The sequence below is a fragment of the Pseudomonas sp. B1(2018) genome (assembly GCF_003097365.1).
Classification (GTDB): domain Bacteria; phylum Pseudomonadota; class Gammaproteobacteria; order Pseudomonadales; family Pseudomonadaceae; genus Aquipseudomonas; species Aquipseudomonas laurylsulfatiphila.
On the sequence record NZ_PYUK01000028.1, the window covers coordinates 26,665 to 43,501 of the forward strand.

At 61.2% G+C, this 16,837-nt stretch carries 11 protein-coding genes; 6 read left to right on the plus strand and 5 right to left on the minus strand.

The genetic code is table 11. The annotated features are described in order from the left end of the window. Positions 1–7: 7 nt before the first annotated feature. Positions 8–988 carry an alpha/beta fold hydrolase gene (locus C9422_RS29715; RefSeq protein WP_116583100.1) on the minus strand — a complete coding sequence of 327 codons (981 nt, stop codon included), beginning with the start codon at positions 986–988 and terminating at the stop codon, positions 8–10. 255 nt (positions 989–1,243) lie between these two features. Beyond that, positions 1,244–2,263 carry an amidohydrolase gene (locus C9422_RS29720; RefSeq protein WP_218279157.1) on the minus strand — a complete coding sequence of 340 codons (1,020 nt, stop codon included), beginning with the start codon at positions 2,261–2,263 and terminating at the stop codon, positions 1,244–1,246. A gap of 341 nt (positions 2,264–2,604) precedes the next feature. On the opposite strand from C9422_RS29720, the gene C9422_RS29725 reads away from it, so the two are divergent. The 3 genes from C9422_RS29725 (at position 2,605) to C9422_RS29735 (ending at position 6,603) form a co-directional block, all read left to right on the plus strand. Beyond that, positions 2,605–3,942 carry an aromatic acid/H+ symport family MFS transporter gene (locus C9422_RS29725; RefSeq protein ID WP_116583101.1) on the plus strand — a complete coding sequence of 446 codons (1,338 nt, stop codon included), beginning with the start codon at positions 2,605–2,607 and terminating at the stop codon, positions 3,940–3,942. A gap of 25 nt (positions 3,943–3,967) precedes the next feature. Next, positions 3,968–5,230, plus strand: a complete 1,263-nt coding sequence (locus C9422_RS29730; protein WP_116583102.1) for a gallate dioxygenase — start codon at positions 3,968–3,970, stop codon at positions 5,228–5,230. A 125-nt stretch (positions 5,231–5,355) separates the two neighbouring features. Beyond that, positions 5,356–6,603 (plus strand): OprD family porin, encoded by a 1,248-nt coding sequence (locus tag C9422_RS29735; protein WP_116583103.1) that lies wholly within the window; start codon positions 5,356–5,358, stop codon positions 6,601–6,603. Between the two features lie 94 nt (positions 6,604–6,697). On the opposite strand, the gene C9422_RS29740 is transcribed toward C9422_RS29735, so the two are convergent. After that, positions 6,698–7,909: a LysR family transcriptional regulator gene (locus C9422_RS29740; protein WP_116583104.1), complete on the minus strand. Its 1,212-nt coding sequence runs from the start codon at positions 7,907–7,909 to the stop codon at positions 6,698–6,700. 157 nt (positions 7,910–8,066) lie between these two features. Here C9422_RS29740 and galB point away from each other — a divergent pair, with 157 nt between their 5' ends. Genes galB through C9422_RS29755 form a run of 3 tightly spaced genes read left to right on the plus strand, consistent with a single transcriptional unit; the run spans position 8,067 to position 10,605 of the window. Continuing rightward, positions 8,067–8,801: a 4-oxalmesaconate hydratase gene (gene galB, locus C9422_RS29745; RefSeq protein WP_116583105.1), complete on the plus strand. Its 735-nt coding sequence runs from the start codon at positions 8,067–8,069 to the stop codon at positions 8,799–8,801. Further along, positions 8,798–9,514, plus strand: coding sequence for a 4-carboxy-4-hydroxy-2-oxoadipate aldolase/oxaloacetate decarboxylase (locus tag C9422_RS29750; protein WP_116583106.1), 717 nt, complete (start codon positions 8,798–8,800; stop codon positions 9,512–9,514). The genes galB and C9422_RS29750 overlap by 4 nt, the downstream gene beginning before the upstream one ends. 2 nt (positions 9,515–9,516) lie before the next feature. Continuing rightward, positions 9,517–10,605 carry a 4-oxalomesaconate tautomerase gene (locus C9422_RS29755; protein WP_116583107.1) on the plus strand — a complete coding sequence of 363 codons (1,089 nt, stop codon included), beginning with the start codon at positions 9,517–9,519 and terminating at the stop codon, positions 10,603–10,605. Positions 10,606–10,671: 66 nt separating this feature from the next. Here the strand turns inward: C9422_RS29755 and C9422_RS29760 are convergent, their stop codons facing one another. Together C9422_RS29760 and C9422_RS29765 are read right to left on the minus strand one after the other, a co-directional pair. Next, the gene (locus tag C9422_RS29760; RefSeq protein WP_116583108.1) at positions 10,672–11,802 is read right to left on the minus strand and encodes a response regulator; all 1,131 of its coding nucleotides are present in this window, start codon (positions 11,800–11,802) and stop codon (positions 10,672–10,674) included. Next, positions 11,799–16,661: a response regulator gene (locus C9422_RS29765; protein ID WP_116583109.1), complete on the minus strand. Its 4,863-nt coding sequence runs from the start codon at positions 16,659–16,661 to the stop codon at positions 11,799–11,801. Before C9422_RS29765 ends, C9422_RS29760 begins: the two co-directional genes overlap by 4 nt. Positions 16,662–16,837 lie beyond the last annotated feature (176 nt).

Sequence of the window (16,837 nt, forward strand, 5' to 3'; positions counted from 1 at the left end):
CGATCCATCAGCCCTGGATGAACGCCAGCAGGTCCGCATTGATGATGTCGGCATGGGTGGTGCACATGCCATGGGGCAGGCCCGGGTAGGTTTTCAGCGTTCCGTGCTTGAGCAGCTTGATGGTCAGCCGCGCCGAGTCGTCGATGGGGACGATCTGATCGTCTTCACCATGCAGGACCAGGGTTGGCACCTCAATCATCTTCAGATCCTCGGTGAAGTCGGTTTCCGAAAAGGCCTTGATGCAGTCGTATTGCGCCTTGGCGCCGCCATCCATGCCCTGGCGCCACCAGTTGTCGATCACCGCTTCGGATACCTTGGCATCCGGCCGGTTGAAGCCGTAGAAGGGGCCGGCGGCCACGTCCCGGTAGAACTTCGCGCGGCTCGCCGCAAGCGCCTCGCGGAAGCCGTCGAACACTTTCAGCGGCAGGCCGCCCGGGTTCTTGTCCGTGCGCAGCATGATGGGCGGCACGGCACCGATCAGTACCGCCTTGGCGACACGACCACCGCCGCCATGGCGCGCGACGTAGCGGGCCGCTTCGCCGCCACCGGTGGAGTGGCCGATGTGCACGGCGCCCTTGAGGTCGAGGTGGGTTGCCAGTTCCGCAAAATCGGCGGCATAGGTGTCCATATCATTGCCCACGGCGGACTGGCTGGAGCGGCCATGACCACGTCGGTCGTGGGCGATCACTCGATAGCCCTTGCCGAGGAAGAACAGCATCTGGTTATCCCAGTCGTCGCCGGACAGCGGCCAGCCGTGATGGAACACGATGGGTTGGCCGGTGCCCCAGTCCTTGTAGAAAAGACGTGTGCCGTCCTTGAGCGTGAAGTATCCCGAGCCCTGATCCCGGCGGCGTGAACCGCCACTCGATGGCGTTTGGACTGTGCTCGATTGACCCGCCAGGGCAGGCACGGCCACTGCCAGCGCGGCAGCCGCCACGCCGGCGTTCATCAGGGCGCGGCGGGTGGTTCCTTTGGTTTCGTCGGTCATGGTGAATGCTCTCGTCTGGGTACCGCTGTTGCGGCGAATGAGGACCGGTACGGCCGGTCTCGCGAAGTGCGCAAGGCTTTTCGCATTGAGGCCGAAGTACCGGTCCGCAAACCCTATTCCCAGGCAATAGCCCGCACCATCGTCCATGGGTATCGCGCAACCATACTTAGGTTTCGTGGATGGCTGGATCAGCCGCCTCGTCCATGCGCTGCGGGCTATTGCGGCATCAGTCTGATTTATCCGAGACCTTGCGGGTCAGGCACTAAAGCCGAACAGGCGTTTTGGGGTCTCCCACAGTATCTGGTGGCGGTCGCTTGCATTCGGGAACATCTCGCCGAAGTTTGTCAGGACGGTGCCCAACTCCATGTTTTGGTGTGCGCGCAAGAACGGCCAATCCGTGCCCCACATACAGTTTTCGGCAGTGAACGCCTGCAGCAGTGCCAGTTGGTATGGCTTGGCATCGGCAAAGGGGTAACTCTCCCTGGAGTATTGCGACAGCCCGGAGAGTTTGACGAAGGTCCGTCCGTTGCCGGCCAGCGACAGCAATGCCTGGAAAGCCGGCTGCTGCAAGCCGGCGCTGGCATCGGGTCGGCCGGAGTGGTCGATCAGCAGCCGGGATCGCGTGCGCTGCAGCAGCGGCAACAGCGCAAGCAACTGATCGTCCTTGACCTGGATCTGGGCATACAGGTCCAGATCGGCCAGGCGTCCCATCAGGGTGTCGATCTTCAGAAAGCGCTCAGGACCCAGCAGCGCAGCATTGAGCGCCACACCGACGACACCCTGCGCCTTGTACTGCGCGAGCGTCTCGCTGGAGATGTCGTTCGGCACCACGACCACACCTTTATGACGGCCCTTGTTGCGAGCCAGCGTGTCCAGGAGACAACGGTTGTCGTAGCCATAGGCAGAGGTCGGCTGCACGATCACTGAATGGCGTATCCCATAGGCCTGCATGACCTGTTCGTAATACGCCGCGGGGCCGATCTCAGGGCCTGCCGGCTGGTAGGTAGAGTCAGCCGGATAAGGGTATTGGACAGGGTCGATCACATGATGGTGGCAATCGATCTTGGGTTGCGACAGCAGACTGAGTAGTTGGGAGTCCATAACCGTACCTGGCGATTGATCGGTGCCTTCATTGACTGCGCGCTGCATGGTGCTGTTGCGGGAGGCCTGGCTCAGGACCGGCATGCCAAGCGCGGCGCTGGCGCTGAGCACGACGGAGCTTTTCTTGAGCAGCGAGCGGCGGGACAAGCCCGTGTCATCGAGATGTGTGGTCATGTTCAAACCCTTGTTTTTAGTGTGTGCAGCTACAGAGCGTCCATCACTGCAACCGCCGTCAAGGCAGTTGCGTCGACCTTAGAACAAGCGCTTCCCAAGCGTCCTCTGTGAAGTCGTTAAGCAGGTATCGGTTTTTGTTATGGGCATTTCCATGTGACTGGGCTCCTGGGCGCTGCAAATCCTCCGATAAGAAAAACAGATACCCGTTTAAGGATTTCCCAGAGGCGGCGCAGACGACTGCGGCTTTAAAGTCACGCCCAGCGTTCGGCTGTCGGGCAGCCTCTGGCCTGCAGCGATCTCCAGGCCGTTCGCTATCTCTACAAAAATAAGAAGGTGAAAACATGAGTCACGAAGCGGTCGACATCAAGGCGTGGATCGACAACCGACCGGTTGCCGGGTACCAGTGGCTCATCATGAGCCTGTGCTTCTTCATTGTTCTATTCGATGGGCTGGATGTGGCGGTCATGGGTTTTATTGCGCCTTCACTGATTCAGGAGTGGGGGTTGTCCAAAGCGGCATTTGGCCCGGTCATGAGTGCCGGGATGATCGGGCTCGCCATCGGCGCCCTGACCGCCGGCCCTTACGCTGATCGTGTGGGGCGCAAGAAAGTGCTGCTGTTGGCGGTGACAGGGTTCAGTGTACTGAGCCTGGCGTGTGCGTTTGCGCATAACCCCTATGAGCTGGCGGCCTTGCGGCTATTGACCGGTGTGGCCCTGGGCGCCGCGATGCCCAACACCACCACGCTGCTTGCCGAATACCTGCCGGAGCGCAATCGTTCGCTGTTCATCACCATCATGTTTACCGGGTTCAACATGGGGTCGGGGCTGGGTGGCTTGTTGGCAGCCTGGCTGATTCCCCTGTACGGCTGGAAATCGGTGTTGCTCGCCGGTGGCATTCTGCCAATGGTGCTGCTGCCTTTCCTCTGGCTGTTGCTGCCCGAGTCCGCGCGATTCCTGGCAGCGCGCAATGCGCCGGCTGCCCAGATCGCCAAAGTACTGAACAAGCTTGGGGGCAAATTTTCGCCAACCACGAATTTCACCCTCGCCGAACCCCAGGCCCAGCACAAGGCGCCGGTGCGCATGCTGTTCACCGAACGTTATCGGGCCGGCACCCTGGCGCTGTGGTTGACCTATTTCATGGGCCTGCTGGTGATCTACCTGACCATGGGCTGGATGCCGACCCTGTTGCGCGAAGGCGGTCTGTCCATCGAGCGCGCTGCCACCATCACCGGCCTGTTCCAGATCGGCGGTACGGTCGGGGCGATCGTGGTGGGCTGGATCATGGACCGACGCAATCCGAACGGCGTGATCGCCACCTCCTATGCACTAGGTGGTGTGTTTATCCTGCTGCTGGGGGCCTTCAGCCTGGAGTCGAGCCTGCTGGCGCTTGGCGTGATTGCCGCCGGTTTCTGCATGAGCGGCGCGCAGACGGGCCTCAACGCGTTTGCCCCGGGTTACTACCCGACGGATTTCCGTGCCACAGGCGTGAGCTGGATGCTCGGCATCGGTCGTTTCGGCGGTATCTTTGGCTCTCTCATCGGTGGTGCGGTGCTCAGTCTCGGGTTGGGCCTGCCGTTGCTGTTCGCACTGTTGAGCGTGCCGGCCTTCATCGCCGCCCTGGCGATCCTGGCCAACGGTCTTGCACGGCGCCGGGTCAGCCGGGCGCTGCTGGCGCAATAAACTTTTTCGAACACAGGAACTCATCATGGCACGCATCATCGGTGGCCTCGCTGTCTCCCATACACCTACCATCGGCTTCGCTGTCGATCACGATAAACAGAATGAAGCGGCCTGGGCGCCGATTTTCGCAGGCTTCGAACCGATCAAAGTGTGGTTGAAGGAGCAACAGCCGGACGTGCTGTTCTACATCTTCAACGACCATGTGACGTCGTTCTTCTTCGACCACTATGGCGCGTTCTCCCTCGGTGTCGATGAGCGTTACGAGGTCGCCGACGAAGGCGGCAATCCGCGCTCGCTGCCCGCAGTGGGCGGGCATGCGGCGCTGTCGCGGCACATTGGGCAAAGCCTGATGGCCGATGAGTTCGACATGAGCTTCTTCCGCGACAAGCCGCTGGACCATGGGTTCTTCTCGCCGATGTCGGCGCTGTTGCCCTGTGATCCGGCGTGGCCGGTGCAAATCGTGCCGCTGCAGGTGGGGGTGTTGCAGTTCCCGATCCCCAGTGCATTGCGCTGCTACAAGTTGGGCCAGGCCCTGCGTCGGGCGATTGAAAGCTATCCCGAAGACCTGAAGGTAGCCATTGTCGCAACCGGCGGCGTGTCCCATCAGGTGCATGGCGAGCGTTGCGGTTTCAACAACCCGCAGTGGGATGAGCAGTTCATCGATTTGCTGGTCAACGACCCGCAGCGCCTGACCGAGATGACCCACGCCGAATATGCCACTCTGGGCGGGATGGAAGGCTCGGAGGTGATCACCTGGCTGATCATGCGTGGTGCATTGTCGGCCACGGTGAAAAATCTGCATCAGGACTATTACCTGCCATCCATGACCGGTATTGCGACCCTGTTGCTGGAAAACCAGGACCGTGCGGTGCCTGCCGAGGTCAATGCACGCCACCTGCAGCATATGCAGCACCAGTTGGCCGGCATCGAAAAACTCGAGGGCACCTATCCATTCACCCTGGAGCGCAGCGCCAAGGGGTATCGCCTGAACAAGTTCCTGCATCGCATGATCGAGCCGCAATGGCGCCAGCGTTTTCTCGAGGCGCCGGAAGCGTTGTTCGACGAAGGGGGCCTGAGCGACGAAGAGCGGGATCTGTTGCGCCGCCGTGACTGGCGCGGGCTGATCCAGTACGGGGCAATCTTCTTCGTGCTGGAGAAACTCGCGGCGGTACTCGGGATTCCCAACTTGCAGGTCTATGCCGCCATGCGTGGACAGAGCCTGGAAGCCTTCATGAAAACCCGGAACCAGCAGGTGCTCTACTCGGTGGCGGGCAAAGGCCCACGCTGATTTCTAGCGGTTAGTGCAGCGGCTCGTCCCGGGCCGCTATCCATTCTTTTTCTTCTTGATCCTGCTGTGCCCGGTTATGGCGGGCGCAGGGCATTTCATTACCCGAAAATCGGAAAACAATAACAATGAAAATCACCGTTGATCACCGATTCGTCTGTTCCCTGGCTGTTGTCTGTGGACTCCCGCTGCAAGCGTCCGCTGCAGGCTTCGTCGAAGATGCCAGCGCCAACCTGAACCTGCGCAACTTCTACATCAACCGCAACTTCACCAACCCGGCCTACCCGCAAGGCAAGGCCGAAGAGTGGACCCAGAATTTCATTCTCGACGTCCGCTCCGGCTTTACCCAAGGCCCGGTGGGCTTCGGGGTGGATGCGCTGGGGCTCTACTCGGTCAAGCTCGATGGCGGCAAGGGTACCGGCGGCACTCAGCTGTTGCCGATCCATGGCGATGGGCGTCCCGCCGATGATTTCGGTCGCCTTGCGGTGGCCGGGAAAATGAAAGTGAGCAAGACCGAACTGAAGGTCGGGGAGTGGATGCCGGTGTTGCCGATCCTGCGTTCCGACGACGGTCGTTCGTTGCCGCAAACCTTTCGTGGTGGCCAGGTCACTTCGCAGGATATCGACGGCCTGACCCTGTACGGCGGACAGTTCCGGCAGAACAGTCCACGCAACGATGCGAGCATGGAAGACATGTTCATGCAGGGCAAAACCGCGTTCACCTCTGATCGCTTCAACTTCGTCGGCGGCGAATATAGCTTCAACGACAAACGCACGATGATCGGGCTGTGGAACGCCGAGCTCAAGGACATCTATCAGCAGCAATACCTGCAACTGGTCCACAGTCAGCCCATGGGTGACTGGACGCTGGGCGCCAACCTCGGCTACTTCTGGGGCAGTGAAGATGGCAGTGCCCGTGCCGGCGACCTGGACAACCGTACCGTCTCGGCGCTGCTATCGGCCCGGCATGGCGGCAGCACGTTCTACGTCGGCCTGCAAAAACTCACGGGTGATGATGCCTGGATGCGGGTCAATGGCACCAGCGGCGGCACACTGGCCAACGACAGCTACAACAGCAGCTACGACAACGCCCGGGAAAAATCCTGGCAGGTGCGTCACGACTACAACTTTGTCGCCCTCGGCGTCCCCGGCCTGACCCTGATGAACCGCTACATCAGCGGCGATAACGTGCACACCGGCGCGATCACCGACGGCAAGGAGTGGGGGCGTGAGTCAGAACTGGCCTACACGGTGCAGAGCGGTCCGCTTAAAAGCCTCAACGTCAAATGGCGCAACTCGAGTATTCGCAAGAGCTTCAGCACCAATGAGTTCGATGAGAACCGGGTGATCGTCAGCTATCCGATCAGCCTGCTGTAAAATCAAAAGATCGCAGCCATCGGCAGCTCCTACCAATATTCACATATCCCTGTAGGAGCTGCCGCAGGCTGCGATCTTTTTTTAAGCCGTTACCTTATTCCTGCGCTGCCTGCTCGCGGATCACCCGGCGAATCATGTCCATTAGGGCCTGGGCCACCGGGGAGTGCAGGCAGCCATTGCGATAAGTCAGACCGATAGCCCGGGTGGTCTGGTTCAGTTGCAGGGGCAGGATGCACAACTCGCCCGAGGCGATCTCCTGTTCCAGTTGATGGGCGGACACGGCGGCGAGCATGTCCGAACGCAACAACAGGCCGCGAATGATCGCCATGTCGCCGCTTTCTACAACAGGCCGGGGCGGCGCAATGCCGAACCGGGCGAAACACTCATCGAGCATTTGTCGGGCCGGCGAGCCGGCGCGAGGCAGCACCCATCGGGCGGCGCCCAGTTCATCGTGCGCCACGGCTGTCGAACAGAGCGGGTGACCGTGCCGCGCCAATACCACCATGTCTTCCGTGAGCAGTGCTTCGCCCACCAGGTCGCTGGCGTAGGCCTCCGGGCGCAGTGCACCAAAGACGAAATCGACGTCACCGGCACGCAGCTCTGTGGCCAGCAGATCAAACGGACTTTCGTTGGTGATCACCTGGATGCCCGGGTGTTCGGCCATCATGCGTACCATGGCTTCGGGCAATATCCGGGTGCGGCCCAAGGGCAGGGCGCCGACATGCACCACGCCTTGCAAGGTGCCGTGCAGAGCGGTGATATCGGTCTCGATGTGGCGCAATTCGTTCAGCGCCCGGCGGATCGCAAAGAGGATTTCGTGGCTGGCGCGGGTGGGTTGCAAGCCGCGAGGCGTGCGCTCGAACAGCGGTTGGCCGCAACCGCTTTCCATCACCTTGATGGTCGAGCTGATGGCCGGCTGACTCAGGCCAAGCAGGCTGGCAACGGTCTGCATGTGCCGGGTTTCGCAGAGTTTGACGAACACTTGCAGGCGCCGGGCCTGGAACAGGTACAGCGGCTCGACCGCTCGTTTGTCCCCGCCACCCAGCAACCTCGGCACGCTGTCCAGCTCCGCCAGCACACGACGTGCCCGCGGCAGCAAGCGCTCACCAAAATCGGTCAGGCGCATACCGTTGGCGTGGCGTTCGAACAGTGGCACGTCGAGCCGCGCCTCCAGCTCGGAAATCGACCGGGTCACTACTGACTGAGCGCGAAACAGCGCCACAGAGGCCCTGGAAACACTCCCGTGATCGGCCACCCGGACGAAGGCGCGGACGTGCATCAGGCTGGGCAGTTCTGTGGCTTCCATGGTGCGTGGGCTCTGCAAAGGGTCATTCCGGTTGGACTATGCCGCTGCCTTGATCGAGTGGCAATAAAAAAAACGCATACCTGCAACACTTCAACGCATTACTCCTGTGGCGGGTCGCGATGCGATGCTCGTTGCAAACGCAGGAGGAGTATCCGCAATGATCGATTCACCGAAAAACGCGCTGGTCGTCAGCGCCCATTCTGCCGATTTCGTCTGGCGCGCGGGCGGTGCCATCGCGCTGCATGCGCAACAGGGCTATGCCGTGCACATCGTCTGCCTGTCCTTCGGCGAGCGCGGTGAGTCCGCCAAGCTGTGGCGCAAGGGCCAGATGAGCGAAGAGAAAGTCAAAACCGCACGGCGTGAAGAGGCCCAGGCTGCGGCCGACATCCTGGGGGCCAGCGTTGAGTTCTTCGACATCGGCGATTACCCGATGCGCGCCGACAAGGACACCCTGTTTCGCCTGGCGGATGTGTTTCGTCGCGTCCAGCCCGAGTTCGTCCTCAGCCATTCGGTGAAAGACCCTTACAACTACGATCACCCGCTGGCCATGAACCTGACGCAAGAGGCCCGCATCATCGCCCAGGCCGAAGGCTACAGGCCGGGGGAGAAAATTGTCGGTGCGCCACCGGTCTACAGCTTCGAGCCGCACCAGCCCGAGCAATGCGAATGGCGCCCCGATGTGTTGCTGGACATCACTTCGGTCTGGGACAAGAAGTACGCCGCCATCCAGTGCATGGCCGGTCAGGAACACCTCTGGGAGTACTACACTCGCGTCGCCCTGCAACGCGGTGTTCAGGCCAAGCGCAACGTTGGCATCACCTCCAGCCGCGACATCGTTTATGGCGAGGGCTACCAGAGCCTCTTCCCCCGCGTGACGGAGAATCTGGCATGAGCGAACTGATCGGGAAAACCGGTGTTGTCGTGCGCAACATCCCCAGGGCCGAGCAGGCCCTGGTCGATGAACTGGGGCGCTTCGGCGTCGCGACCATCCACGAGTCCCAGGGGCGAAAAGGCCTGCTGGCGTCTTCGATTACCCCGATTCAACGAGGGACGGTCGTCAGCGGCTCGGCCGTCACGGTGCTGGTTGCACCGGGCGATAACTGGATGTTCCATGTGGCGGTGGAGCAGTGCCGCCCCGGGGATATTCTGCTGGTTGCCCCCAGCTCGCCGTGCACCGACGGCTACTTTGGGGACCTGCTTGCCACTTCGCTCAAGGCCCACGGCGTGCGTGCCCTGGTGATCGATGCCGGGGTGCGTGACACCCATACCTTGCGCGAGATGGGCTTCCCGGTCTGGTCCCGTGCCATCAGTGCCCAGGGCACCATCAAGGAGACCCTCGGTTCGGTCAACCTGCCGCTGGTGTGCGGCGGTCAATTGATCAACCCGGGCGACGTGGTGGTCGCCGATGACGATGGCGTGGTCATCGTGCGTCGGGGCGAGGTCGCGCAGGTTGTCGAAGCCAGTCGTGCCCGCGCCGACCTGGAGGAGCAGAAGGCCTTGCGCCTGGCCAGGGGCGAGTTGGGGCTGGACATCTACAACATGCGCCAACGGCTCGCGGAAAAGGGCCTGCGCTATGTCGACAGCCTCGATGACCTCGGAGATTGAACATGGACCAGACACGTATTCCTTGCCTCTTGATGCGCGGCGGGACGTCGAAAGGCGTCTACTTCCTGGCCTGCGATTTGCCCGACGAGCAAGCGCTTCGAGACCGCGTATTGCTGGCGGTCATGGGCTCGCCGGATGCGCGGCAAATCGATGGCATCGGTGGCGGCGACTCGCTGACCAGCAAGGTGGCGATCATCAAGCCTTCCGCGCGCGCCGACGCCGACGTGGACTACCTGTTCGCACAGGTACTGGTCGATGAACCGCGGGTCGATTATGGCCAGAACTGCGGCAACATTCTTGCCGGTGTCGGACCCTTCGCCATTGAGCGCGCACTGGTGGCCGCGACGGGGGATGTAACTCCGGTGCGCATTTTCATGGAGAACACCGGGCAGATCGCGATTGCTCATGTGCCCACACCGAACGGCACCGTGCGCTACTCCGGCGAAGCACGCATTGACGGGGTGCCGGGCTGCGCTGCGCCGTTGATCGTTGAGTTCAAGGACATCGCCGGTTCCAGTTGTGGTGCGTTGCTGCCGACAGGCAACGTGGTCGATTTGTTCGACGGCGTTGAAGTCACCTGTGTCGACAACGGTATGCCGGTGGTGTTGATCCGCGCAGAAGACCTCGGCCTCAGCGGTCATGAACGCCCTGAACAACTGGATGCCGACAGCGCAATCAAGGCCAGACTCGAATCGATCCGATTGCAGGCCGGCCCACCCATGAACCTTGGGGATGTCAGCCAACGCAATGTGCCCAAGATGTGCCTGATTGCACCCGCGCAAGCGGGTGGAGCACTGAGCACCCGGACCTTCATCCCCCATCGCTGCCACACCAGCATCGGCGTGTTCGGTGCGGTGAGCGTGGCGGTTGCCTGCTTGATCGAGGGCAGCGTGGCGGCAGGCGTGGCGTGTGTCGGTGGGGGCGACATCAGGCAACTCTCGGTTGAACACCCCACGGGAGAGTTCACCGTAGAGCTGCGCTTCGAACATGATCGTTTAACGAGTTGCGGCCTGATGAGAACGGCCCGATTGTTACTGGACGGGGCTGTATGTGTCCCACGAACGCTATGGGCAGGCAGGCAGGGCGATTAAGCGGTGTGTACAAGGGCTCCCGTAGAATCAGGCGCTTTGACTGCAAAGCCCCGAACGCCATCCAGCTCAGTCGACGGGCAGCGATATGCTCAATTTCGTGCCTTTGTCCGGTGCGCTGTCGATCGTGAAATCCCCACCCAGCATGCTGATGCGCTCCTTCATGCCCACCAGCCCGAACGAGTTCAGTTTTTTGCGATCCGTCATGCCTACGCCGTTGTCCTTGATCTGCAGGTAAAGCCGGCGACCCTCCCTGGAGAGTTCGATGTGCACCTGTGTCGCTTGCGCGTGCCGGGCAATATTCGACAGTGATTCCTGCACGATGCGAAACAGCGTCGTGGCGGATTTTTCATTCAGGTCGCAGCGGAAATTTTCGTCTTTGGCCGACATCGTGCATTCGATCCCGCTGCGCTGGCGGAACTCTTCAAGTTGCCACTCGATCGCGGCCTGCAATCCCAGGTCGAGTACGGGTGGCCGAAGATCATTGATGATACTGCGCACACTGCGGATGGCTGTATCGAGGTGATGCAGTGCATCGCTGGCCTTTTCGTTGAGCCTGGGGTGCATGGCACCGGTGCGCGCCTGCAGCATGGAGACATCGATGCGCAACGCCAGCAGGCTCTGTCCCAGCTCGTCGTGGATGTCGCGGGCGATGCGCTTTCGCTCTTCTTCCTTGAGGTGCTCCTGATAGGAGGCCAGCTCACGCAGCTGCCGCTTCGATTGCAGCAATTCTTCGGTCTGCATCGTCAGTTTGCGCTGCAAGTAGAACAGGTCGACAAACACCTGGATCTTGGCGCGAAGCACTTCGGCCACAATCGGCGAGAAGATGTAATCCACGGCGCCGGACGTATAGCCGCGGAATCGCTCGGAATCCGTGTCGGCCTCCGCGGTGACGAAGATAATGGGCGTATGGGCCGACTTCGGGCGGCCGTGAATGAGTGCAGCGGTTTCAAAACCGTCCATCGCCGGCATTTTCACGTCGAGCAGAATGACGGCGAAGTCGCGCTGCAATAGCAGGCGCAGCGCCTCGCGTCCGGACGTCGCCGTGGCGACATCGAGGCCCATGTCGGTAATTACCGCGGCGAGCGCCGTGAGCTTGGCGGGATTGTCATCCACCAGCAACACGGAGGCTGGCACGCCATCCGGCGGGGCAGGGTGCCGCACCTGGGCGTTCTCTTTGAATACCGGAGGTTGCTTCATCGGTAGAGCCATTTGCGCATCAGTGACAGCAGCTGGTCAGTATCCACCGGCTTGCTGACATAGTCCGAGGCGCCTGCCTCGATGCACTTTTCACGGTCACCCATCATCGCCTTGGCCGTCAGCGCAATCATGGGCAGGGCTTCAAATCGCTTGAAGGTACGGATCTGGCGCATGGTTTCAAAGCCATCCATCTCGGGCATCATGATGTCCATCAGCACGATGTCGGTATCGGGCTGCTGCTGCAGCAGTTCTATGGCGGTCCGGCCGTTTTCGGCCGTGGCCACCCGCATGTTGTTGCTCTCGAGCACGCTGGTCAGGGCAAAGATATTGCGCACGTCGTCGTCGACCACCAGGGCCTTTTTGCCCTCGAGGCTGTCCGAGCCCTCATAGAGTTTTTCCAGCATCCTGCGTTGGGTCTGCGACAGCCTGTCGACGACACGGTGTAGAAACAGCGCGGTTTCGTCGAGTATGCGCTCGGGAGACTGAACGGCCTTGATCACGCCCGTGCCCAGCAGTGTCCTGAAACGCTCGTGTTGCGGCTTCGTCAGTGTCTCTGCACCGTAGACCACAATCGGCAACTCACGCATGGCCTGGTCTTGTTGCAACGCCTCGATGAGCTTGATACCGGAGGCGTCGGGCAGTTCGAGATGGATTGCCATGCAGTCGTAGCGTTTCTTTGCCAGTTTCTTCAAGGCTTCGGCGCCGCTGGCGGTCGTTTCGATCTTCACGTCGGTGTTGCCGAGCAGATCGAGGATGCGGGCGCGGTTCGTTTCGTCGCCGTCGATCAGCAGCAGGCTCCTGGTGTTGCGCCCTGCGAATGCGACAATGCCGACCAGCGCATGTTGAATCTCGTCGGCGGTGACCGGCTTGAGCAGATAGTCGTAAGCGCCATAGCGCAGCCCGCGTGTGCGGTCGTCGGTGTTCGAGATGATCTGGACCGGGATGTGACGCGTGGCGAAATTTCCCTTCAACTGCTCGAGCAGCAACCAGCCATCGATGTCCGTCAGGCCCGGGTCCAGCGTGATCGCGGCGGGTTTGAAGCGCTCGACCAGCTCCAGTGCATCCGCGCCACGGGTCGTGACGATAGCCCTGAACCCCTTCTGGTGCGCGGCCTCGAGCAGGATGCCGGCGAATCGGGCGTCGCCCTCGAGCATCAGCAGCACCTGGTCGCCGGGTTGGACCGACTCGCGGTCGTCGAGTATCTGTGCAGACGGGCCTGACAGGAGGTCGCGCCTGACCTGGCCAGGTGCTGTCTCTGTCGCGGGTTCGTCCAGGGTCTGACGCTGGGCGTCCTGTGTCCGCAAGGGCACGTACAGCGCGAAAGTACTGCCCTTGCCAATCTCACCGGGAATCAGCCGCAGCTCACCGCCCAGCCGGTGTGCGAGTTCGCGGCTGATCGACAGGCCGAGGCCGGTGCCACCGTATTTTCGTGAGGTTCCGGTATCGGCTTGCTGGAACGCCTCGAAGATCAGCTTCTGCTTGCCGGCCGATACGCCAATGCCGGTGTCGGTGACCACGAAGGCGACCACCGCATCGGCGCGATTCAGTTCGCTGTGATCCACACTCCACCCGGATACAACGGGCTCGATGCTGAGCTTGACGCTGCCTTGCTCAGTGAACTTGAAGGCGTTGGACAGCAGGTTCTTGACCACCTGCAGCAGGCGCTTTTCGTCGGTCCACAAGACGGGGGGCAGGGTAGGTGCCAGTTCAATCGTGAAGGTCAGGCCCCGGCTTTCGGCGACCGGCCGGAAGGTGCGTTCGATCTGGTCGTGCAGATCGGCGAACAGCGCTTCATTCAGATCCAGTGTGACCGTACCCGATTCGATCTTGGACAGGTAGAGAATCTCGTCGATCAGCTCCAGCAGGTCTTTGCCCGCGCTGCGGATGGTCTTGGCATATTCGACCTGCCTGGGGGTGAGATTGTGTTCCGCGTTGTCGCTGAGCTGCCGGGCCAGGATCAGCAAGCTATTCAAGGGCGTTCTGAGTTCATGGGACATGCTGGAGAGGAATTCGGACTTGTACTTTGAGGTCAGCGTCAGCTGCTCCGCCTTCTCCTCCAGCGACAGCTTGGTGATTTCGACTTCGCGGTTCTTGCGCTCGACTTCGGCTTTCTGCTCCGCCAGCAGGCCGGCCTTGTCCTCCAGCTCCTCGTTGGTCTGTCTCAATTCCTCCTGTTGCCTTTGCAGTTCGTGCGCCAGCGATTGCGACTGCTTGAGCAGTTCTTCGGTACGCATATTGGCTTCGATCGTGTTGAGCACGATACCGATCGATTCGGCCAACTGATCAAGGAAGGTTTGATGAATGATGCTGTAGCGCGTGAACGAAGCCATTTCGACGACGGCCTTGACCTTGTTCTCGAACAGGATCGGCAGCACGATGATGTTCAGCGGGGCGGCAGCACCCAGTCCCGATGAGATCGCGACGTAATTGGCCGGTACATCGGTAAGCAGGATGCGCCGCTTTTCGTAGGCGCATTGCCCGACCAGACCCTCGCCGAGCCGCCACTCATCGTTCACATTGATGTTGCCCTTGTACGCATAGGCGGACAGCAGTTTGAGTTTCGCCGGATCCGGCGGGTTCTCGTCCATCATGTAGAACACACCGTGCTGGGCGTTGATCAGCGGAGCCAGTTCAGACAGCACCATCTTGGAGACTGCCGCCAGATCGCGCTGGCCCTGCAGCAGGCGGTTGAATTTCGCCAGATTGCTCTTGAGCCAATCCTGCTCCGCGTTTTGCCGCGTGGTCTCGCGCAGGTTGCGGATCATCTCGTTGACGTTGTCCTTGAGTTCCGCCACTTCACCCTTGGCTTCCACCTCCACGTAACGGGTCAGGTCGCCCTTGGTCACGGCCGTCGCCACATCGGCAATTGCACGCACCTGGTTGGTCAGGTTGGCCGCCAGACCGTTGACGTTGTCAGTCAGGTCGCGCCAGGTGCCGGCAGCACCCGGCACGTTGGCCTGGCCCCCCAGCTTGCCCTCGACGCCCACTTCACGCGCCACCGAGGTCACCTGGTCGGAGAACAGCGCCAGCGTATCGGTCATACCGTTGATGGTGTCGGCCAGTTCGGCGATCTCACCCTTGGCTTCCAGTGTCAGTTTCTTCTTCATGTCGCCGTTGGCGACGGCGGTCACCACTTTCGCGATGCCTCGCACCTGGCTGGTCAGGTTGGCCGCCATGAAGTTCACGTTTTCGGTCAGATCCCTCCAGGTGCCGGACACGCCTTGCACCTGTGCCTGCCCACCGAGCTTGCCTTCGGTGCCGACTTCGCGCGCCACCCGCGTCACCTCGGCGGCGAAGCTGTTGAGCTGGTCCACCATGGTGTTGATGGTGTTCTTCAGCTCCATGATTTCGCCCTTGGCTTCCACGGTGATCTTGCGCCCCAGGTTGCCCTTGGCCACCGCCGTCGTTACGTCGGCGATGTTGCGCACCTGATTGGTCAGGTTGGCCGCCATGCTGTTGACCGAGTCGGTCAAGTCTTTCCAGGTGCCACCGACGCCCGTCACCTTGGCCTGGCCGCCGAGTTTGCCGTCAGTTCCCACCTCGCGTGCCATGCGCGTCACTTCGTCGGCAAAGGTCGAGAGCTGGTCCACCATGGTGTTGATGGTTTCCTTGAGCTGGAGAATTTCACCTTTGGCTTCGGCTGTGATCTTGCGCGACAGGTCGCCGTTGGCCACCGCCGTCGTCACGTCGGCAATGTTGCGCACCTGGGTGGTCAGGTTGGCCGCCATGCCGTTGACCGAATTGGTCAAGTCCTTCCAGGTACCGGACACGCCGGTCACTTCGGCCTGTCCGCCCAGCTTGCCTTCTGTACCGACTTCCAGCGCGACCCGTGTCACCTCCGAGGCGAAGCTGGAGAGCTGGTCGACCATGGTGTTGATGGTGTTTTTCAGTTCGAGAATCTCGCCCTTGGCTTCAACAGTGATTTTCTTGCCGAGGTCGCCACGCGCCACCGCCGTCGTCACCTGGGCGAGGTTGCGCACCTGGGTGGTCAGGTTGGCTGCCATGCCGTTGACCGATTCGGTCAGGTCGCGCCAGGTGCCTGAGACGCCGCGGACTTCCGCCTGACCGCCCAGCTTGCCTTCGGTACCGACTTCCAGCGCCACGCGGGTCACCTCCGCGGCGAAACTCGAGAGCTGGCCGACCATGGTGTTGATGGTGTTTTTCAGTTCGAGAATCTCACCCCGGGCTTCGACGGTAATCGTCTTGCCCAGATCGCCTTTGGCCACTGCCGTGGTCACGTAAGCGATGTTGCGCATCTGGGTGGTCAGGTTGGCGGCCATGTCGTTGACGGAGTCGGTCAGGTCTTTCCAGGTGCCGGACACCCCTTTGACATTGGCCTGCCCACCGAGAATCCCCTCAGTGCCGACTTCCCGCGCCACGCGGGTGACCTCGGAGGCGAAGGAACCCAGGCGCGTCACCATGGTGTTGACGATCTCGGCGGACTTGAGGAACTGGCCCCGCAGTTTCAGGCCGTCGAGTACCGGCGGTACCTGCTGGCTCAGATTGCCCTCGGCCACTGAACCGACCACACGAATGATCTCGTTCATCGGGCTGATGAGGTCGCTGGTGAGCGCATTGCTGGAGTTGACGATCTTTTGCCACGAGCCTTTCATCATCGGCAATTGGATACGCTCGTCGACCTTGCCCTGCTTGCCGATCAGTTGCGCCACGCGTTCGAATTCGGTGGTGGTCTCGGCCGCCATGTCGATGATCTCGTTGAGCGTGTCGGCGATCTTGCCCGGCATGCCGGTCCAGTCTTCCGGCATACGCGTGGTGAAGTCACCTTTGCGCAACGATTTCAGCGCTGCCAGCAATGTCTTCATGTCCAATACTTCGATCGGTGTCGTCACTGTGGCCATGTCTGTGTCCAGTCAAAATGGATGCCGCAGGCAAGACATCAACCCTTGCCGCAGGAGCCGGCTTCGCAGTGTTTACCCTGTCGAACACTGAGCGCTGGCTTACGAAATACTAGCAAGGTTGGCGCAATGCCCCGGATCCTGGGGGGAATTGTCATCTTGCAGTGCAATCCCGACCT

What these genes read in the sequence shown, in the direction of transcription:
- C9422_RS29765 (WP_116583109.1), bottom strand. Translation starts at nt 16,661, where the DNA reads ATGGCCACAGTGACGACACCGATCGAAGTATTGGACATGAAGACATTG.
- C9422_RS29740 (WP_116583104.1), bottom strand. Translation starts at nt 7,909, where the DNA reads ATGGAAGCCACAGAACTGCCCAGCCTGATGCACGTCCGCGCCTTCGTC.
- C9422_RS29750 (WP_116583106.1), top strand. Translation starts at nt 8,798, where the DNA reads ATGAGCGAACTGATCGGGAAAACCGGTGTTGTCGTGCGCAACATCCCC.
- galB (WP_116583105.1), top strand. Translation starts at nt 8,067, where the DNA reads ATGATCGATTCACCGAAAAACGCGCTGGTCGTCAGCGCCCATTCTGCC.
- C9422_RS29715 (WP_116583100.1), bottom strand. Translation starts at nt 988, where the DNA reads ATGACCGACGAAACCAAAGGAACCACCCGCCGCGCCCTGATGAACGCC.
- C9422_RS29755 (WP_116583107.1), top strand. Translation starts at nt 9,517, where the DNA reads ATGGACCAGACACGTATTCCTTGCCTCTTGATGCGCGGCGGGACGTCG.
- C9422_RS29760 (WP_116583108.1), bottom strand. Translation starts at nt 11,802, where the DNA reads ATGAAGCAACCTCCGGTATTCAAAGAGAACGCCCAGGTGCGGCACCCT.
- C9422_RS29730 (WP_116583102.1), top strand. Translation starts at nt 3,968, where the DNA reads ATGGCACGCATCATCGGTGGCCTCGCTGTCTCCCATACACCTACCATC.
- C9422_RS29735 (WP_116583103.1), top strand. Translation starts at nt 5,356, where the DNA reads ATGAAAATCACCGTTGATCACCGATTCGTCTGTTCCCTGGCTGTTGTC.
- C9422_RS29720 (WP_218279157.1), bottom strand. Translation starts at nt 2,263, where the DNA reads ATGACCACACATCTCGATGACACGGGCTTGTCCCGCCGCTCGCTGCTC.
- C9422_RS29725 (WP_116583101.1), top strand. Translation starts at nt 2,605, where the DNA reads ATGAGTCACGAAGCGGTCGACATCAAGGCGTGGATCGACAACCGACCG.